Raw genomic sequence first — 19553 nt, 5'->3', positions numbered from 1 at the left:
GGCACCACTCCCCCTACCCGGCCGTCACTGGCGGAGGAAAGTCCATGACCACGCTCACTGCTCCACCCAGAAAAGCATCACCGCCCAGCCGTCCGCGCACCACCACCGGCGTCAGCAAATGGAAACGCCGCTTCCCGCTGCTGCCGGCGCTGGTCTTCACCATCGTCGTCACGCAGCTGCCCTTCGTGGCCACGATCGTGATCTCCACGCTCCAGTGGAACATCCTCAAGCCGGGCGACCGGCACTTCGTCGGACTGTCCAACTTCACGTTCGTCTTCACCGACGTACGGCTGCGCACGGCGGTGCTCAACACCGTCGTTCTTACCGCGTCGGTGGTGCTCATCAGCGTGGTCCTCGGACTCGGCCTGGCGATGCTGCTCGACCGCAGGTTCGTCGGCCGCGGCCTTGCGCGGACCCTGCTCATCTCCCCGTTCCTGGTCATGCCGGTCGCGGCGGCGCTGCTGTGGAAGCACGCCATCTACAACCCCGACTACGGCCTGCTCAACGGCACCCTCAACGCCGTATACCGGCTTTTCGGTGCGGACAACGGCCCCACGGTCGACTGGATCTCCTCCTACCCCATGCCCGCCATCGTGGTCTCGCTGGTCTGGCAGTGGACCCCGTTCATGATGCTGATCCTCCTGGCCGGCCTGCAGGCGCAGCCCGGCGACGTCCTGGAGGCGGCCCGCATGGACGGCGCCTCCGCCCTGGCGACCTTCCGCCACATCACGCTGCCGCACCTGCGCCAGTACATCGAACTGGGCATCCTGCTCGGCACGATCTACGTCGTGCAGACCTTCGACGCGGTCTACACCATCACCCAGGGCGGCCCCGGCTCCCAGACCACCAACCTGCCCTACGAGATCTACCTGACCATGTTCCGCAAGTACGAGTACGGCCAGGCGGCCGCCGCCGGAGTCGTCGTCGTCATCGGCTCGATCGTGATCGCGACCTTCGCGCTGCGCACCATCGCGTCGCTGTTCCGCGAGGAGGTATCCCGATGACCGCTCTCGCAGCCCTCGCCGCCCCCGGCGCGAGGTTCAAGAAGCTCCTCCGCCGCCACGACGATCACGGCGGTACACCGCGGTTGTCGCCGCTGTGGACGTTCGTCGCCTGGCTCGCCACGCTGGCCTTCTTCGCACCGGTGGCGTGGATGGTGCTCACCTCCTTCCACCAGGAGGCGGACGCGGCGACCAACCCGCCGACCCCCTTCGCGCCGCTCACCTTCGACCAGTACAGACTGCTGTTCAGCCGGGACATCACCCCCTTCCTCCTCAACTCGGCCATGGCCAGCGTCCTTTCGACGCTGCTGGTGCTTGCCCTGGCGGTGCCGGCGGCCTATGCGCTGTCCATCAAGCCGGTCGAGAAGTGGACCGACGTGATGTTCTTCTTCCTGTCCACGAAGTTCCTCCCGGCCATCGCGGCCCTGCTGCCGGTGTACCTGATCGTCAAGGACGCCGGAATGCTGGACAACGTCTGGACGCTGATCGTCCTCTACACCGCCATGAACCTGCCGATCGCGGTGTGGATGATGCGCTCGTTCCTCGCTGAGGTGCCCAAGGAGATCCTGGAGGCGGCCGAGGTCGACGGCGCGGGCCTGCTCACCGTGCTGTGGCGGGTCGTCGCCCCGGTCGCGGCGCCGGGACTCGCCGCCACCTCGCTGATCTGCTTCATCTTCAGCTGGAACGAGTTCATGTTCGCCGTCAACCTCACCGCGACCAACGCCTCGACCGCACCGGTCTTCCTCGTCGGCTTCATCACCAGCGAGGGCCTGTTCCTCGCCCGGCTCTGCGCCGCCGCCACATTGGTGTCCCTGCCGGTCCTCATCGCCGGTTTCGCCGCCCAGGACAAACTGGTCCGCGGCCTGTCCCTAGGAGCAGTCAAGTGAAAGCCGCTGTCATCGAAGCCCCCGGCAAGGTCACCGTCACCACGGTGCCCGACCCCACCCCCGGGCCGCGCCAGGTCGTGATCGACGTAGCGGCCTGCGGGCTGTGCGGAACCGATCTGCACATCCTCCAGGGCGAGTTCGCCCCGAAGCTGCCCATAGTCCCCGGCCACGAGTTCGCCGGAAAGGTCGTGGGCCTCGGCAGCGAGGTCACCGAACTCAAGATCGGCGACCGGGTCGCCGTGGACCCCTCGCTGTACTGCAACGAGTGCCGCTACTGCCGGGCCGGCCGCAACAACCTCTGCGACCGGTGGCAGGCGATCGGCGTGACCGTGCCGGGCGGCGCCGCCGAGTACGCCGTGGCACCCGTCGCCAACTGCGTACGGCTGCCCGACCACGTGGACGTCCAGGACGCGGCCCTGATCGAACCGCTGTCCTGCGCCGTGCGCGGCTACGACGTGCTCAACAGCAGGCTCGGCTCCCATGTGCTGATCTACGGCAGCGGGACCATGGGCCTGATGATGCTGGAGCTGGCCAAGCGCACCGGTGCCGCATCGGTTGACGTCGTCGACGTCAACCCGGAACGGCTGACCACGGCCGAGAAGCTGGGCTGTTCCCAAGCGGCCCTCTCCGCCGACGAGTTGGGGCGACCTGGCGGCTGGGACGTGGTGGTCGACGCGACCGGCAACGGCGCCGCCATCCAGGACGGCCTGGAGCGGGTCGCCAAAGCCGGAACGTTCCTGCAGTTCGGGGTCTCCGACTACGCGACGACTGCCACCATTTCGCCGTACCGCATCTACAACCAGGAGATCACCATCACCGGCTCCATGGCAGTGCTGCACAGCTACGAGCGGGCGGCGGAACTGTTCGCCACCGGAGTGCTCGATCCCCAGGTGTTCATCAGCCACCGGATGCCACTGACCCAGTACCCGCAGGCACTGGAGCAGTTCGCAGCCGGCCAGGGACGCAAGATCGTCGTACTGCCCTGACCTAGGCCCTCCGGCCTGGGTCCGTCTGGGCGACCTGACGTGCGAAGATGCGCTGAACTTCTGTCCCGACCGGACGGACGCCCGGACGGCTCGTCAGGCTCACCAACTTCATTAGTTATCCCTAGTGTTGTGTATGTGTGGTTGGGCATATGGAGTTGCTGCGTATGTCCAAGGCTGCGAAGCGTCTGGGGATTCACCCGATGACGCTTCGCCAGTGGGCTGTCGATGGCAAGATCCCGTTCATGTGGGTCGGCCGTGAGCGCCGGTTCTCCTCGGTCGATGTGGAGAACATGAAGCGTGGTAGCGCCTCTTCAATCTCCCGTCCGAGGCGGGAGGTTTTGTATGTGCGTGTCTCGGGATCGTCCGGGCAGGAGTGCTCGCTGGCCGTGTCGGCGTAGGAGTCGGAGGCAAGGGCTTGGAGCGCATCCTTGTGAATCTGCGTCCAGGTGAACGGCGAACCGATCACGGTAGCCGCCGTCTGTGCGCCCTGCTGGTAGAGCCAGGGAAGCTGACGCTGGACGAAGGCTCGGGCCTCATCGTCCGCATGGTTGCGGAAATAGATGATCGCCTGTTTGAACTCCTCCAGCGTCGCCAGGACGCGCGAGGTGCGCGGGTTGTTCGCGATCGTCGAGATCACGGCCTGCTGCCGGTCCTCAAGCCGCTGCCACGCCTCCTCCAGAACAGCCGAGACCCGCAACGCCACCTCGTCTGTGTCGCCCGGAGTCCAACGCCGCAAGTCACGAGGCAGCGCCCGCTACTCAGGCGCGACACCAACCCTGGGAAGGCCTATACATGTTTCACTGCCACAACCTGCAACACGAAGATGCAGACATGTAGTTTGCGATTAACCCCGCTGATCTGGCATGACGGCTCGTCAGCTCTGCTGGCGGGCCGTTTCTGCCTGGCCAGGCTGGGGCCGCCGATGAGTATGGCAAGGGCCCGGCTGCGGCGAGGGCGTCGACCGGGCGCGAGACGGTCGGGTCGGAGGTCACCAGCCCGAACACGGCGGGCTCGGCCCGCAGCATCGCGACATCGGCAGTCTTTGAAATCTCGCCCGGTGCGCACAGAAGCGCCCCAGCCTCGGTGAGGCTGGGGCGCTCTGACGCCCTCTCCTCCGCCTGGGGGGCAGGTTGGCGAGGGCTGCTTCAAAGGGGAATGGGTTGTTCTGCCGCCCTACCCTGCCCCTCCAAGATCACACAAATTAGGGTCTACCCTAATCACTTTTGATCACGGGGTCTGGAGTGTGGACGAGTGCCTCGCCCCACCCAGCCCGATGACCGGGTCCTCGCTCGCCGCCGCGCGGTGGCAGAGCAGATCCGCCGGCTGCGCGAGCATCACGACCTCACCCAGCAGCAGGTGTGTGGACGCTCAGGCGTCGACGTCGCCACCTACAGCCGGATCGAGCAAGGACACTCGAGCCCCAAGCTCGACACCCTGATCCGTATCGCCGACGCGATCGGCTGCCCGCTCGCCGAACTCATGAAGTGACCGAAGGTCCGTCCGTCCGCCACGGGGCAGGCGGACGAGCGGAGCCGCGGACCTCGAGCGCCGACGGCTACAGGGTGAGGGACCAGGCGCCTCGCGACAGGGTTGTCTCTCCGTCCGGGGTGATGGTGACCAGGGCGCCGTACACGGGGAGTTCCCCGTGTTCCAGCCACCGCCAACGGACCTCGTCGAGCAGGTTGTACAAACGGCGCGGGCCGCCCTGGTGGACGGTCGTGATGTCCTCGCCTGCCGGGGTGTAGGCGCGGGCCCAGGAGCCGTCCGGGTGCAGCATCCACGTCATGTGGCTGCCGTCGTCTGCGGTTCCCGTGCGGTGCTCGATACCGGGCGACATCAGGGTGAGCATCGACCACACCTCCCAGGCCTGCATGACGTCGAGCACGGGGAACGGGGAGGTGGTGACCTCGCCGTCGTCTTCCACCGCGGTGGCGAACAGGTCGTTCAGCCCGGGCGGGTAGTCCTCGCCGGCACGGGTGGCCATGAACGATGCCCGGTCCCACTCCACGCGTCCTGTCGCACCGCCGTTGTCGTCCTTGTCGGCGGTGATGATCAGGCCGGTGCCCGTGATGGTCGTGACCATGCGCCCCTCGGGCGCGAGGGCCGTCAGCCACTGGACGGGGATGCGGGGCATGGACACCATGGACACGATCCGGTCGAAGGTGCCGGGCAGTTCGTTGTTGGCGTCGGCGGTGACGACGCGGGGGTGCCGGCCGATCCGGTCGAGGCGTTCGGCGGCAGCCGCGGTCAGGTACGGGTCGACGTCCAGCGTCGTCACGAGGTCGTCCCCGAGCCGGTGGCAGGCCAGGGCGGCGCTGTAGCCGGAGCCGGTGGCCAGGTCCAGCAGCCGCACGCCCGGGGTGAGACGGCCGTGCCGCAGCATCGTCACGACGAGGCTCGGCAGCGTGGAGGACGAGGTGGGGTGCCCGGTGACGGCCTGCCCGGTGACGGCGTGGTCGGCGTGTACGGGCCCGATCCGGGTGACCAGCGTGCTATCCGAGTAGGCGGCCGTCGCCCACGCCCTCTCGTCGGACGGCCCGTCCACGGCCGTCCACCCGTCCCTGCCGGGGGTGAACCAGCGCTCCACGAGCATGTGCCGCGGCGTTTCCATGATCGGGGCCCACCAGTCCGAGCCCGGGTGGGCGGCATCGGTCGCGAGGTCGGCCGCGTACGGCTTCCAGTCCATCAGGTGACTCCTTGCAGATCATCGGCAATCGCTTCGGCGATCGGCAGTCCGGTCTCGCCCTGGATCCAGTCCCACTGACCGCACGGGTTGACCTCGAGGAACGTCCATGGTCCCTGGGGGCCAACGACGAAGTCGGCGGCACCGTAGCGCAGTTGCAGCCGCTTCATCAGCCGGGTCATTCCCGCGGCGACCTCGTCGGGCACCGTCGTAGCGGTGTAGGTCAGTGCTCCGTAGTCGCTGCGCCAGTCCTCGTATGCGGCGCCGCTGCGCGCGTGGATGGCGGCGGCGAACATCCGCTCGCCGACCACGGTCAGCCGCACCTCGTAGGCCTTGCTCACCCATGCCTGGAAGAGGTGCGCGGTGGTACGGATGCCTCGCAGGTCGTACAGGTCACTCGGGGTCAGACGGTGCGTGTACACCGACTTGAGCCGACCGTCCTCGATCAGCACGGGCGACGCGACGGGCTTGCACACCACCTGCCCGACCTGGGTGGCGAAGGTTCGTACGTCCTCCGGCCGGTTGGTCACCAGGGTGGCGGGGATGGTCAGCCCGCACGCGCGTGCGGCGGCGAGCTGCACCGGCTTGTACTCGGCGCGCGCCATGGCCGTCGGGTGGTTCACCCACCGGCACTCCAGTGCGGACAGGACGCCGCCGAGGCCGGCGCGGGCCTGGGCGGCGGCGAACCGTGCCTCCGGGCCGGACATTCCCTCTGGGAACTGGAATGCCCCGGGGGCGCGGTAGTAGACCGCGCCGACCCGGGACAGGTCCACCGTCCGGTGCTCGGTGGCGAGTTCGCCCGTCCACGCACACGCCTGGTCGATCCGTCCGGCCAGGGCGAGCCGCTGTGGGAAGTCGGTGGTGTCCATGCGGAACACCTCGACCCCGCGCTGCTCCAGCTCGACGACGACCCGGTCTGTGGGCCAGTCGTCGGAGGCAGCGACTATCAGGACGGGCGCGGCCATCAGTCCTTGGGCCCCTCGTCCAGCGGCGGCGGGTTGGTCGTCGATCCGTCCTGCACGGTCGGCGTGTGCGTGTTATTCATGCACGTCAGGAGGCCGCCGTCGTCGGACAGGTTGACCTGGCGGTCATGGTCGTACACGTGCGGCGGGATTCGGACGGCGCCGGTGGAGTCCGGGATGCGGGCGAACCGCAGCGCCCACGGGCGGGTATCCGGGGCCGACGGCGCCTCCATGCTGAAGGGGGAACGGCCTCCAGGCGGGGTGAGGGGGAACGCCTCACGGTCCAGAGCTGTCGTCATGGTCTGCTCCCATCGATTGGTGAAACACGGGATGTGCGGACCCCGGCGCGGGGTCGGGCCGTAGGGGAGCACAGCGGGGGATGGTTCCCCCGCGCCGGCGGTCTTGTCTGCCCGGTGGCCAAGGCCAGGACGGGCCACCCGCCACACCACGGCTTCCGGCAACGTGGCGTAACGGGGGTTCTGAGTGCGGCCCTGACCCTGCGGCCGCCATGGGGCCCCTGACACCGGGGCTGGGTGGCGACGTCAGCCGCGGAGAGGTTGAGGCGCGCAACCGGGATGGACGACACCGGACTTCGCGTCCTCTTCGGCGCCGACTTCGTACGGAATCAACTCGTCATCAGGGCCGATCGGGCGGTCGCACACGGTGCACATGATCACGCCCGTGAGAGTGTCGTAGTGGTCGCACAGGGCCAGCACCGCGCGGGCCAGCCGCTGGGCGCGCCGGACCTCTCCGGCGAGACCGACCGCCTCGATCTCGTCGAGGCGGCGCCGGGACTCACCGATCCCGGCCAGGGCGCAGCGGCCCCGGATGTCGTCGCCGGGCAGATCGTGGCTCAGCTTCTCGACGATGGGGATCAGCTGCAGGATGGATCCCCGGTAGGTGAAGGCCAGGTGCTGCACTCGCTCGTACCGGGGCAGGACCGGCTCGGGGCCGAGGATCTCGGCCGTGTCGGCGCGCAGGACGGCCGTGTCGATGGGGCGGCTCGCTGCCTCCGGGCGGACGACGGTCACCGACTGACCAGCTTCCGGCCTGCGTGACGGGGGCACTGGCACGGCGGGAACTCGTTCCTGCCGATCGGCTGGTCCTGGCAGGGCAGCACCGTGACCGTTCCCCGGTCCTCGGCGATAAGGCCCTGCCTCGTTACCGAGTAGACGCGCAATGTCATCGTGGAACCCTGAGCCTCTGGCTCTCGGGCGGTACCGTTCGTCATGTCGACGCTCCCTCGCTGGTTTGAGCGTTGGCCATGCCCCCGGGACCGGTCGCTCGGTTACCGGGGTACTTTCTGTTCACGCATCGAGATTCGCCCTCGGCGTGCAACTCCGCGATGACCGGCAGGTGTTACCGAGGCGGTAATACACTCGTTCCTGGTTCGGTATGGGCCGCCTCAACGCCTACGATCAACCCGGAGGTTGCACCATGGACGCCACCACCCCCGGCCCGCTCGCCCCTGAAGTCCTCGACAGGGAAGACCTCAGAAGAGCCTTGGCAGAGCACGACTTCGCAGCCGCCTTCGCACTGATCAAGAAGTGGGGCGGCCTCTCCCAGAACCGCATCGCGTCTGCCTGCCAGCTCACCCCCGGCAAGGTCTCCACGGTCATCAGCGGCCAGCAGCAGGTCACGAGCTTCGACGTCATCTGCCGCATCGCCGACGGACTGCGTATCCCGGGCCGAATGGTGGGACTCGCCGACCGTCCATGGGAGCAGCAACCCGACAGCCCCGAACCGCCAAACCCGCCAGCAGCAGAGTCGCCCGAAGACGACACCCCGTGGCGCCCCGACGCGACCGTGCAGCTGGCCTCTGACCTGACCCGGAGCGATCTCGTGATGGACCGCCGCGCGGCGACGCGCGCTCTGGCTGGTGCCGCGATCGGCGGTGCCGCTCTACTCGATCCGTTAGAAGCATGGCTCCTGCCCGCGGGTCCGACAGCTGAGCCGGGCCGGCGCGGACGACTCGGCAAACGCGACGTCGACGAGCTGGAGACGACGGCGCGCGCGTTCCGGGCGTGGGACCACAAGTTCGGCGGCGGCCTGCGCCGCAAAGCTGTCGTCGGTCAGCTCAACGAGGTCGCCGCCCACCTTGAGGACCACCAGTCGCCTGTCATCGAGCAGCGCCTCTACCAGGTCATGGCCCAGCTCGGAGGCACGGCCGCCACGATGGCCTGGGACTCGGGGCACCAGCGGCAAGCCCAGCAGTACTACAAGCTCGCCCTGCGCGCGGCGCACGCCGGGGGTGATACGGCGTTCGGCGCCAACGTGCTCGCGGGCATGGCCCGGCAGATGCTCTACCGAGACCGGCCGCAGGACGCTCTCGAACTGGTCCACCTCGCGCAGAAGGGCGCGCGCGACAGCGCAGGCCCACGGCTACTGGCGATGCTGCACACCCGTGAGGCATGGGCATACGCCGCACTCGGCAGAGCCGCAGCCTTCCAACGGGCCACCAGTGAAGGCACCGAAGCCCTCGCCGACGTCGGAGCCGGAGAAGATCCTTACTGGATCGCTTACTTCGACAGCGCCGAACTCGCCGGCGTCACCGGCGGCCGTCTGCTCGACCTCGCCCGCAAGGACCCGCAGCACCACGCCGAAACTGCCGCCCACTCCATCAGCGAAGCCCTCGCGGCGCGCGGCCCAGAGGCCGGCCGGAGTCACGCCCTGGACCTCATCGGCCTGGCCGAGTGCCACTTCCTCATCGGCGATACGCCGGCAGCCGTGACGCACACACACAAGGCTGCAGAAGCTGCGGCTCGTACGCAGTCGAGCCGGGTTCGTGCGCAACTCGGGCAGCTCTACCCGTACACGGTGGGTCGGTCTGCATCGCGTACGGTCGGCGAGGCGCGGGCAAGGATCCGCGAAGTCCTGTCGAGTTGAAGGAGCAACGTGACGACCATCGCCGTGACCGGGCACATGGACCTGGCAGACAGCAGTGTGCCCCTGGTGCGCGACGCCTTGCGGCAGACGCTGAAGCCGTACGCAGGGGACGGCGCCCTTGTCGGCGTGTCGTGCATCGCGAAGGGCAGCGACTCCATCTTCGCCGAAGTCGTGCTGGAACTCGGTGGACGCCTGGTAGCGGTCATCCCGTCACAGGACTACCGGCAGAACAAGGTCAGGCCCGACCACGCCGACACCTTCGACCGGCTCACCGAGGCCGCTGACGAGGTCCTCGTCCTGGACCACGAGACCGCGAACCGGTCCGCGTACGAGGATGCCAATCGGACCCTGCTCCGGCGGGCCGAGCGTCTCGTCGCCGTCTGGAACGGGGAGCCTCCGTCCGGGAAGGGCGGCGGCACTGCGGACACGGTGATCGAGGCGCGCGACGCGGGTCTGTCGGTCGATGTCGTCTGGCCGAGCGGCGCCGCACGGCAGGGCTCTTGAGTTCTCGGCCATCGCTCGCGCCCACGGCGCCGAGCCGCTGAACGAGTGACCCCGGACACAACGAAACGGCCCCCTCCCGCCCGAAGGCGAGAGGGGGCCGTTTCAACGGGCGACCAACGACAGCACACCCGTCGCCGCGCCAGCCACACCAGTCAGCGCGCCGACCGCAGCCAGCGGCCACCGGTTCTTCTTCAAGGCCTCGACATCGGCGCGGAGGTCGGCCATGTCCTTCTCGGTGTCCTCGCGGAGCTGCGCCAGGTCCCGCTCGTTGCGGGCTGACCGCTCGACGAGCACAGCCAGCGACCCTTTGACCTCGGCGAAGCCCGTGGCGACCGTGCCGCGGAGCCGCTCCAACTCCACGGCCACGGACGCCTCCGGCACGGTCACTCTCTGCCCGCCACGTCGTCTGTACGGAGCCAGCCCGGCAGCAGCAACTGCACGCTGGGCAGCGCCATGACGCGGGCGAACCCGCCGGCCATCGCTAGTGCTGGATTCCTCAAAGGAAGTACACATAGCGGCGGCGTAAGCGCCTGGTGGGTGGTGCGGGTCTGCCCCAGATCCAGAGTCGGGCGCGGGCGTTGAGCTGGGCTGTGGCCACTTCGGTGGCGTGGGTGATGTGGTCGCGGTCGCCGAAGGAGCGTCCGGCCAGGGCGGTCTTGCGGAAGATGCGCCACCAGCCCTCTTGGAGGTTGAGCCAGCAGGCGCCGACTGGGATGAATGCATGCTGGATGCGGGCGGTAGTTCGTTGAATCCGGTGGTGGCGTGGGTTGACGGCAGGTCGGGTTGGTCGTAGGCCGGTGGTAGGAGTCAACTGCCTTGCTGGGGGCTGAAGATGACCGCTCGCCGTCCGTTTCCGCCTGCGCCGGGTCCGTTGGAGGAGTACGCCGCCCGGTTCGACGACCTCTTCTTCAGCCTGGCTCAGCGGCGGGGGTTTCGCGAGTACCTGACCGGGCTCCTGGCGCCGCGGGAGCGGAACAAGACGATCACCTGCCTGGCAGGGGCGGAACCGATGGCAGGTGCGGGGATGCCGGGGGTGCAGCGGCTGCAGTTCTTCCTGTCCGAGTCGCCCTGGGAGGCCGAGCTGGTCAACGACCGGCGGCTTGAGCTGCTGCGCGAAGAGCCGGCGACGGCTCCGCACGATGGCGGGGTCATCGTGATCGACGACTCTGGGGACCGCAAGGACGGCACGGCGACCGCGCACGTGGGCAGGCAGTGGCTGGGCCGGCTGGGCAAGACGGACAACGGCATCGTCACGGTGACCACGGTGTGGACCGACGGCCGCGTGTACTACCCGCTGCACGCGACTCCCTACACCCCCGCCCACCACTTCGCCCGCGGCCGGTCCGATCCGGCCTTCCGTACGAAACCGCAGCTGGCCGCTGCCCTCGCGGACCGAGGCAAGGAGGCGGGCTTCGGCTGCCGCGCGGTGGTCGCCGACTGCGCCTACTCCGTCAGTGACGACTGGTACCTCGCACTGCGCGAGGCCGGCCTGGCCTACGTGGTGGCACTCAAGCCGCACCGCGGCACCTGGGCCCGGGCCGACCAGCCGCACACCCCCATCGAAGCCGCCCACGCCCTCACCTGGAAGGATGCCAGGCGTCCGGGCGACTGGACGGCTGTGGAGCGTCACTTCCGTGACGGGCATACCGAGACCTGGTGGGCGGCCGATGCCCGCCTGGGCGGCTACGGACCCGACTCGCCCTGCCGGCTGGTCGTGGCCACCACCGACCCGGCCCGGCTGCCGGAGAAGGCCACCTGGTACCTGGCCACCAACCTGCCCCACCCCGACGCACCCCACGCCACCACCAGCCCGCACCCGCCGGCCGACCTGGCCGAGATCGTCCGCCTCTACGGCCTGCGGCCGTGGATCGAGCAGAGCTACAAACAGGTCAAGGACGAACTCGGCTGGGCCGACTTCCAAGTCCGCTCCGCCCGCGCCATCCGCCGCCACCAGACCCTGGTCAACTGCGCCTTCTCCTTCTGCTGGGACCAGTGGTTCGCCCCACCCGGACCCCTGGATGCCACCGCGCCGGACCCGTGCCCCGACGAGGCGCCAGAGAGGGGGACCGGCCTTATCCCACCGGCCCCAACAGCCTTGCTGGCCCAGGGCCTTACGCGCCATCCGTTCCTGGCTCACCCCCGCCATCACCCTCAACCGATGGTGGCAAGCCTGGACGGACACAGACCCACCCACCGAGCTCCAGGCCCTGATCGACGCAGTCACCACCGGACACGGCCTTGACCTCTACCGCCGGATTTAACGAACTACCGGTAGCTGAGTGAGGTGAGGAGGGTGTTGAGTGCCTTGACCTCGGTGGCCTTGTCGGGGTTCGAAGCGCGCAGTGCCTTCAGGACGTGGTCGATCTCGCTGTCGAGGAAGTGCCAGGACTGCTCACTCTTGGGCTCAAGGGTGGGCTGACCATCGTCCCAGGCGGTCTCGAGGTCGGTCACTCGGGTGGTCGCGGCTTGCTGGTTGCCCGAGTTGAGTTTGGCCAGGGTGTCAGCTGTGATCGTGCGGAACTTCGCGATCTCAGCCGGAGGGAACGGCGACGTCGCCTGCTTCGGAGTGAGGTGGGCGGTCACAGGTGCCGGGGTGTCGGACTCGCTGGCCGCGGCCGCGTGGGGCTGGTGGTGTGCCCAGATGAGAAGAGCCGCAGTTGCGACCGCTACGACGGCGTAGTAACCGAGCATGATCCGCTCACGCGCTGGGTTCAGCGCTCGTGGGGTATCGGTGAGATCGTCGGTCTCGATGACATCGCTGCGGCTGAGCGTGAGGTACACGACCGTGGCGAGGATCGCGGCCAGGAAGATCACGCTGGTCGCCGCGGTGCCGAGGCCCAGGCCGCCGTCGCCGCTGGGCGAGCCGAGCCAGTCGCCGAGGTTGGCGCCGAGCGGGCGGGTGAGGATGTAAGCCAGCCAGAAGGAGAGCACCGCGTTGGCACCGAGGCGCCATGCGAGGACGATCGAGACAATCAACCCGAGAGGCAGGAGCACGGAGACGCCCGGGGTCCAGCCGGTCAGTTCCAGGGTCCAGTCGCCGGTCGCGGTGCCGAGGGCAAAAGTGACCAGGACCGCGAGCCAGTAGAAGAGCTCACGGGGGCGGGTGGTGATGGTGTGGACCGACAGGGTCCGCTCGCGGGCGTACCAGATCCCGAAGACAACGGCGAGGATCCCGGCGAACACGCTACTGCTCAGCGCGAGGGGAACGCCCTGGCTGTCGGTGAGGATGTCGGTGTAAAGCGTGCCGGTCACGCTCACCACCACAACGGTGAGCCAGTACACGAACGGGACATAGCGTTTGGTGGTGAGTTGCCAGCCCAGGACACCGGCCAGAACCGCGGTGAAGATCAATGAGGTGTTGATCAGGCCGACGCCGAGGTTCATGTTGATCCAGTCGGCGAAGCTTTCGCCGACCGTGGTGCACAAGATCTTGATGATCCAGAACCAGATCGTGACCTCGGGAACCTTGTTCAGCATCTGCTTGACATGCGTCCGAGAGCTCTCGGGCGTAGTCACAGTTGTCATGTAACCCTCACATAGAACGGCGACAGCACAGAGGGGGCGCCCCTCACGTCTGCGGAACGGTAACTGTCTACACCTGTGTAGACAAGCGCAGCCTCGGATCCGCAGGACGGCGGGATGACTTCGATTGCTCGCCAAGCCCGCCCGGGCCGCGCCGCCGGGGGGCGATATCCGCGGCACGGTTCGCATTCCCGGAATGATCTCTGCTTTTATTCTTTCCTTGGCCTGCGCAAGGACTTTCTGTACACCTGTTATGACCCGGGGGCGACATACCTTATAGGCGGGATCTCGAGATTGCCCCGCGTGATACAGGACACACCTATGGCCGAAATTCTGGGAACTTCGTCCCAGAATTCAATCTGCGGAGCGCGTGAATTCGCGTCGCCCGATCCTCCGTGCGGCCTGCCCCTCCCGGCCGCGCAAAGGCTCTCCTGTCACTCCCTACCCAGTGCCGGAGAGGCGGTGTGGGCCCGCCTCGGCCGGTTGCTCGCCGACTCGCTGCCGGTCTCCTTGCTGGGTGCCCGCCTCTGGAACCACCTGGCCCTCAGACGTTTCATTGGTCATACTGCTCGACTGTGCCAGCGGGAACCTGAACGCATCCTGACTACCACCGTGTATCACTCGTGCAGCACGAGCAGCATGGCTCCATGCACACACGCACCTCTCCTCCGTAACGGTCGTCCCCCACTCTCGGCGGGCCGAACTCTGGTTCAACCGCCGCCGACACTCCACTCTCCCGACGACCAGCAGCGCCGTCCTCTCGGCGCCTGTTGGCTGAACTCCCCTGCCTTCGCTCGACCACCTGTGCGTGCTTCTCCACGGGTGGGATGAACCAGCAGTCGAGCGCGGCCGCAGCTGATGGCAGGAAGTATCGGACTGGCTCGTGGCTCAGGCCGCGTATCCCGACGGGTGCTCCGGTTCGGCGACATCCCTGCGGGTGACGGAGAGGTAGGTGACCAGCCCGAGGATGACCGCCAGGAACAGAGCGCTGGTCACGACGGCGCCCAGGTCGAGGCCGCCGCTACTGGTGGGCTGGGAGAGGTAGTCGCCGATCGAGGCACCCAGCGGGCGGGTCAGGATGTAGGCGATCCAGAAACTCCACACCGCGTCCAGATCCAGCGCAAAGTGTGCGATGGCCACCGCGGCGATGGCCATCGCGAAGAGCACGGCGGACAGCCAGTAGCCGAGGTCTATGCGCTCGGACACCAGGTCACCGGCTGCGGTGCCAAGTGCGAAGGTGAACAGGACCGCCAGCCAGTAGAAGGACTCACGGCTGGTGGTGTCGATGTGGTGGATGGACAGGGTCCGCTCGCGCCGGTGCCAGACGGCGAACACGACCGCGAGGACGACCGCGAAGACCGTGGTGCTCGTCTCCAGCGGCACGCCCATGTTGTCGGTGAGGTTGTCGCTGATCAGCGTGCCGACGACGCTGATCAGCCCCACCGCCGACCAGTACACGCCCGGCCGGTAGGCGCTGGAGCGGAACTGGACCACCACGACGACGGCCAGCAGGGCACTCATCAGCCCCGACACACCGGTCAGCCCGAGACCCGCCTTCTCGTTCAGCAGGTCCGCCGCGGTCTCGCCGACCGTCGTGCACAGCACCTTGATGATCCAGAAGTAGACGGTGACCTCGGGCACCTTGTTGGAACGCAGCCGGCCCCGAGAACCGGAGGGCTGACCGGCCTGCGGAACCACCTGACTCTCAGACGTTTCATAGGTCACGTTGTCCGACCGTGCCACCGGGCACCTGAACGCATCCTGACTGCTGGCGCGCTTCACCCGCCCCGCCCGTCCCGCACGGGCACCATGGCGCCATGCATGCACATATCGCCCACTTCCCTATAGCGGGCCTGTGTCCCTCCCCTGCCCACGCGACGGAAGAGAACCGCCTTGAACACTCCGAGCACCGCTCCAGCGCCCACTGACCGCGCGACCGCCTGGCTGCGGCGTCGACTGGGTCGGGCCGTCGTCATACCGAGGCCCTGCTCCTGGCAGTCACCGGGCTGGCCGGAGGCATCCTCATCGGCTGGGCTCTGTCGGAAATGCTGGTCAAGGTCCTCACCGGCGTCTTCGACCTGTGGGTGCCGAAAACGCCATCCATAGTGTGTGACGTGCAGGTTCTTCCGAACGGCCGTTGATCGCCAGGCGGGCGTGTCAGGCTGGTTGATCGTGCTGCTGCGACTGCCCTACCTCGCCGTGTCGAGCGTGTTCGCCTTCATCCGGCTGCTGCCGATGAGCGACGTGGACAAGAACATCGAGATATTGACGCTACGTCACCAGTTGGCGGTCCTGCAGCGGCAGAGCGACAGGCCGCGCGTCACTTCAGCAGACCGCGCTTTCCTTGCTGCACTCCTCCACAGGCTGCCTCGCGCCCGACTACGGCAGCTGCACCTGATCGTCTCACCGGACACGGTCCTGCGGTGGCACCGCGACCTCATGCGCCGCCGCCACGCCCACATCTCCCACCGCAAGCAGCCCGGCCGTCCACCGACCCGCCGCGCCATCCAGACTCTGATCCTGCGCCTGGCCCGCGAGAACCCAGGCTGGGGCTACCGGCGAATTCATGGCGAACTCGCCGTACTGGGCATCAAGGTCGCACCCTCCACCGTATGGGAGATCCTCCGAGCCCACGGGATCGACCCCGCTCCCGAACGCGACCGCCACACCTGGGCCGCGTTCCTGCGCGGCCAGGCCCACGCGATCCTCGCCTGCGACTTCTTCACCGCCACCACCCTGAACGGCGCGACGCTGTACGTCTTCGCCGTCATCGAGCACACCAACCGCCGCATCCGAGTCCAGGGCGCGACCGCCCATCCCACCGCTGACTGGGTCACCCAGGCCGCAAGGAACCTCGTCATGGACGTGCAGGACACCGGCGCCACCGTCCGATACCTGATCAGGGACCGCGACAGCAAGTTCACCCGCGCGTTCGACGCCGTCTTCGAGGCCGAAAGCATCGAGGTCGTCACCACCAGCATCCGCGTGCCCCGCATGAACTCGGTCATGGAACGGTGGGTGCAGACCTGCAGACACGAGCTCCTCGACCGCACCTTGATCTGGAACCAGGCCCACCTGCTCCACGCACTCGCCCAGTTCGAAGCCTTCTACAACCAGCACCGGCGCCACCGCACCCTGCACAGCGCTGCACCCCTGCGGCCCGTCCCCGAACCGATCACCGACCCCGACCGACTGGACATCCATCTGCGTGACCGCCTCGGCGGCATCCTCCACGAATACACACACGCGACCTGACCTGCCCGGACGTAATAATCGGCACCCGCAAGGTGTGCGGCGGGCTGGCCCGATAGAGGACAACGTCGTCCAGGTTGCCCACCTGGTCGACACCGACACCGACACCGACAACCGGGTTGGGTGTGCGGAGGGCAGCGTCCCGCAGTGCTGTGACGCAGCCCTGCCAGGCCCATAGCCACTGGTATTTATCGCCGGCAATCCGCACACCGGTGGGACCGGGGGCCAGGAGTTCAGGCATGAAGGTCCGCTCCGTGATCTTGGAGGTGAGCCGGAGCTCTCCATCAGGGTGGCCGAATATTCGTCGTTCACGAGTCGCCCTGGGCATCGCAGCAACTCCGGGCTGCACGCTCCTGACACGTCAATACGGGCACGTTCCTCGAACACTTCACCAGACACGGCTCCGCTCTTCCCCTCCAGCAGCACCCTGCGAGTGATGGGGTCAAAGGATCTTGGAGCGTCACGGCCTATGACGCGACTCTGCCCTCACTCTGTGTCCCTATCCTGTGCTCCCGAAACCCGAGCCGCTCTGCAATCATGCAGGTTCGAGGACTTCGACTTCCCATTGCACGGGGTGGTCGATATCGAAGCCGTAGCGGCGGACGACGGTCGGCCATCACAGGTCGTCGCGCTCTGCCCGCGGCCGCGGGCAGAGCGTGCTGCCGGGCCTGGTCGTGGGTGAGCAGGCCCCGAGGGCCCCGGCTCCAGCAGCCGGTGCGTTCCACCCGGTCGCGTTCGACGTCCTCGCCTGAACAGTCGAGGTCGCCGACGTTTCTCCGGGGCGCCGTAAGCGTGCGGTTCGAGTTCACGCAGCTCAGAAGCGGTCAACACGACCTTAGCCGGTGCAACACCTGTGGTGCACGCTTCAGCTGACGAAGTTCACTCGTCGGATGGACAAGGGCTGGCGGCGTCTGTTCACCGGCGCCGGTGTGGCGCGCCTCACGTCGCGCGTGCGGCGCTTAGGCTTCCCCCAGCGCGCTCGGCCGACGACCCATCGAGGAGACGCGACATCATGCTCGTTCCCCGCCTGCCGTCGCTGGTGAGCCGGTACCTACCAAACATCGTCGGCCCCCTCGGCCTCAGCGGCATCCCGCCAATCCGCCGGTTCGTCAGCCGGGCGGTGACCAACAATTTCGGCTATATGACGACCCTACGGCCGCGGGCCCTGTCGCTGGCCGGCGACTACACCAGCTGGCAGAGCCTCACCGATCGCACGTTCTCCGGGCGGCACCTACCGCCCGTCACGCCTGAGGCGCAGGCAACGCTTCCGCCAGAGACCGAGGTCGTCGCGCTCTACCGGCGCGAGCACTTCGTCGCGTCGACCGACACCAGCGTGATGTTCATGTTCTTCGCGCAGTGGTTCACCGACAGCTTCCTGCGCACGAGCCTCACCGACTACCGCAAGAACGAGTCCAACCACGAGATCGACCTCTGCCAGATCTACGGCGTGAACCGCGACAAGACAAAGTTGCTGCGCGCACATCAGGGCGGACGCCTCAAGAGCCAGATCATCGCGGGCGAGGAGTACCCCGTCTTCCTCTTCAAGCCGCGCAAGGCCGGCGACCCGCTGGTGTTCAAGACGGAGTTCGAGGGACTCCACGATCCTGCGTTTATCACCGACGTGATCCTCCGCAGCGCACCGGAGGAGCAGAAGGACACGTTCTTCGCCGTCGGCCTCGAGCACGGTAACTCGACCATCGGCAACACGGCCATGAACATCGTGTTCCTGCGTGAGCACAACCGCGTCGCCTCCATCCTCGCGGCGGAGAATCCCGATTGGGACGACGACCGGATCTTCGAGACGACGCGCAACATCATGATTGTCGTGCTGCTCAAGCTCGTCGTCGAGGAGTACATCGTGCACATCGCACCCTTCGAGTTCGCCCTCGAAGTGGTCCCGTTCCTCGCCGACGAGGAACGCTGGAACCGGACCAACTGGTGCGCGATCGAATTCAACCTGCTGTACCGCTGGCACCCGCTCGTCCCGGACACGATCGGCACGGAGTCCGAGCAGCTCGATGCCACGGGCTTCCGCAACAACAACCCGCTCGTGCTCTCCGAAGGCGTGGAGGCGCTGATGGCGCGATGCTCCAGGGCGAGCGCTGGCAAGATCGCACTGGGCAACACGCCGGCCTTCCTGGTCGACCGCTCGGCCCCGGACTGGCCCTCCGTCGAAGAGGTCACGGTCGATCTCATGCGCAAGGCCCGGCTGCAGTCGTTCAACGAGTACCGCAAGGCATACAACCTACGACCGCTGAAGAGCTTCGAGGAGCTGACGGCCGACGCAAAGATCCGGGAGCGCTTGAAGGCGCTCTACGGGCACATCGACCAGCTCGAATGGTACGTGGGTATCTTCGCCGAGGACTATCCCGACTACATGATGATGGGCGAGCTGATGACCGCCATAGTCGCCAACGACGCCTTCACGCAAGCACTCACCAACCCACTGCTGGCGCGCAACGTCTTCACCGAGGCCACCTTCACGAAGACCGGCATGAAGGTCATCGCCGATACCGGCTCGTTGCAGAAGATTGTCGCCCGGAACTCCAAGTCACCGACATCGGCGCACGTCAGCTTCCGCCACGACTCCACGCAAGCTTGAACCGACTTACGTCTGAAGACCGCCCCACCCCCACCGCAGCATGTCCGCACCCGGCGCGACGACGGCGTCCTCGGCCGATTACACCGGTCGCAGCGTGACGCGGCCCTCCGCGATCTCCCGGGTCCGGTCCACGACGACCGGCCACCGGATCCGTTCACGCGCCATACCGGTACTTGCACCCCTCGCCAGCGCGAAACTCGGGCCGGCCGCCGAGGTCGAAGCAGCCGTAGCCAAGGCTCACGCGCGCGGACGATGTTGTCGCCGACGA

At 67.5% G+C, this 19553-nt stretch carries 17 protein-coding genes; 10 read left to right on the top strand and 7 right to left on the bottom strand.

Annotation, left to right across the window (positions count from 1 at the left end; all coding sequences use genetic code 11):
* Positions 1 to 44 precede the first annotated feature (44 nt).
* From ACFVWD_RS31885 to ACFVWD_RS31865, 5 genes are all read left to right on the top strand, one after another.
* Entirely contained in the window at positions 45 to 1004 is a 960-nt protein-coding gene (locus ACFVWD_RS31885) for a carbohydrate ABC transporter permease (RefSeq protein WP_389601083.1), read from the top strand.
* Complete coding sequence (locus ACFVWD_RS31880; RefSeq protein ID WP_389601081.1) at positions 1001 to 1888, top strand: carbohydrate ABC transporter permease; 888 nt, start codon at positions 1001 to 1003, stop codon at positions 1886 to 1888. The genes ACFVWD_RS31885 and ACFVWD_RS31880 overlap by 4 nt, the downstream gene beginning before the upstream one ends.
* Positions 1885 to 2874 (top strand): zinc-dependent alcohol dehydrogenase family protein, encoded by a 990-nt coding sequence (locus tag ACFVWD_RS31875; RefSeq protein ID WP_389601079.1) that lies wholly within the window; start codon positions 1885 to 1887, stop codon positions 2872 to 2874. The genes ACFVWD_RS31880 and ACFVWD_RS31875 overlap by 4 nt, the downstream gene beginning before the upstream one ends.
* Positions 2875 to 3023: 149 nt before the next feature.
* Positions 3024 to 3272 carry an excisionase family DNA-binding protein gene (locus ACFVWD_RS31870; protein WP_389601078.1) on the top strand — a complete coding sequence of 83 codons (249 nt, stop codon included), beginning with the start codon at positions 3024 to 3026 and terminating at the stop codon, positions 3270 to 3272.
* An 853-nt stretch (positions 3273 to 4125) separates the two neighbouring features.
* On the top strand, positions 4126 to 4362 hold the full coding sequence (locus ACFVWD_RS31865; RefSeq protein ID WP_389601076.1) for a helix-turn-helix domain-containing protein: 237 nt from the start codon (positions 4126 to 4128) through the stop codon (positions 4360 to 4362).
* Between the two features lie 67 nt (positions 4363 to 4429).
* On the opposite strand, the gene ACFVWD_RS31860 is transcribed toward ACFVWD_RS31865, so the two are convergent.
* From ACFVWD_RS31860 to ACFVWD_RS31845, 4 genes are all read right to left on the bottom strand, one after another.
* Positions 4430 to 5560, bottom strand: a complete 1131-nt coding sequence (locus ACFVWD_RS31860; protein ID WP_389601074.1) for a methyltransferase domain-containing protein — start codon at positions 5558 to 5560, stop codon at positions 4430 to 4432.
* Positions 5560 to 6522: an ATP-grasp ribosomal peptide maturase gene (tgmB, locus tag ACFVWD_RS31855; RefSeq protein ID WP_389601073.1), complete on the bottom strand. Its 963-nt coding sequence runs from the start codon at positions 6520 to 6522 to the stop codon at positions 5560 to 5562. The genes ACFVWD_RS31860 and tgmB overlap by 1 nt, the downstream gene beginning before the upstream one ends.
* The gene (gene tgmA / locus ACFVWD_RS31850; RefSeq protein ID WP_389601071.1) at positions 6522 to 6818 is read right to left on the bottom strand and encodes a putative ATP-grasp-modified RiPP; all 297 of its coding nucleotides are present in this window, start codon (positions 6816 to 6818) and stop codon (positions 6522 to 6524) included. Before tgmA ends, tgmB begins: the two co-directional genes overlap by 1 nt.
* Positions 6819 to 7061: 243 nt before the next feature.
* Complete coding sequence (locus ACFVWD_RS31845) at positions 7062 to 7550, bottom strand: DUF6415 family natural product biosynthesis protein (RefSeq protein ID WP_389601069.1); 489 nt, start codon at positions 7548 to 7550, stop codon at positions 7062 to 7064.
* A 406-nt stretch (positions 7551 to 7956) separates the two neighbouring features.
* Here ACFVWD_RS31845 and ACFVWD_RS31840 point away from each other — a divergent pair, with 406 nt between their 5' ends.
* Positions 7957 to 9405, top strand: coding sequence for a helix-turn-helix domain-containing protein (locus ACFVWD_RS31840; RefSeq protein ID WP_389601067.1), 1449 nt, complete (start codon positions 7957 to 7959; stop codon positions 9403 to 9405).
* 9 nt (positions 9406 to 9414) lie between these two features.
* Positions 9415 to 9909, top strand: coding sequence for a hypothetical protein (locus tag ACFVWD_RS31835; protein WP_389601065.1), 495 nt, complete (start codon positions 9415 to 9417; stop codon positions 9907 to 9909).
* Positions 9910 to 10011: 102 nt separating this feature from the next.
* On the opposite strand, the gene ACFVWD_RS31830 is transcribed toward ACFVWD_RS31835, so the two are convergent.
* Positions 10012 to 10275 (bottom strand): hypothetical protein, encoded by a 264-nt coding sequence (locus tag ACFVWD_RS31830; protein ID WP_389601063.1) that lies wholly within the window; start codon positions 10273 to 10275, stop codon positions 10012 to 10014.
* 466 nt (positions 10276 to 10741) lie between these two features.
* On the opposite strand from ACFVWD_RS31830, the gene ACFVWD_RS31825 reads away from it, so the two are divergent.
* Positions 10742 to 12151, top strand: a complete 1410-nt coding sequence (locus ACFVWD_RS31825; RefSeq protein WP_389601061.1) for an IS701 family transposase — start codon at positions 10742 to 10744, stop codon at positions 12149 to 12151.
* A 23-nt stretch (positions 12152 to 12174) separates the two neighbouring features.
* Here the strand turns inward: ACFVWD_RS31825 and ACFVWD_RS31820 are convergent, their stop codons facing one another.
* Both ACFVWD_RS31820 and ACFVWD_RS31815 read right to left on the bottom strand, forming a co-directional pair.
* Positions 12175 to 13434: a hypothetical protein gene (locus tag ACFVWD_RS31820; RefSeq protein ID WP_389601060.1), complete on the bottom strand. Its 1260-nt coding sequence runs from the start codon at positions 13432 to 13434 to the stop codon at positions 12175 to 12177.
* An 885-nt stretch (positions 13435 to 14319) separates the two neighbouring features.
* On the bottom strand, positions 14320 to 15156 hold the full coding sequence (locus ACFVWD_RS31815; RefSeq protein WP_389601058.1) for a hypothetical protein: 837 nt from the start codon (positions 15154 to 15156) through the stop codon (positions 14320 to 14322).
* 447 nt (positions 15157 to 15603) lie between these two features.
* Between ACFVWD_RS31815 and ACFVWD_RS31810 the strand changes: the two genes are divergently transcribed.
* Positions 15604 to 16686, top strand: coding sequence for a helix-turn-helix domain-containing protein (locus ACFVWD_RS31810; RefSeq protein ID WP_389601125.1), 1083 nt, complete (start codon positions 15604 to 15606; stop codon positions 16684 to 16686).
* A 1009-nt stretch (positions 16687 to 17695) separates the two neighbouring features.
* Complete coding sequence (locus tag ACFVWD_RS31805) at positions 17696 to 19285, top strand: peroxidase family protein (RefSeq protein ID WP_389601056.1); 1590 nt, start codon at positions 17696 to 17698, stop codon at positions 19283 to 19285.
* Positions 19286 to 19553 lie beyond the last annotated feature (268 nt).

Source organism: Streptomyces sp. NPDC058086 (assembly GCF_042885015.1).
GTDB lineage: Bacteria > Actinomycetota > Actinomycetes > Streptomycetales > Streptomycetaceae > Streptomyces.
Note: the sequence above shows the minus strand (reverse complement) of the source record. Positions and strands in the feature narration are given on the sequence as shown.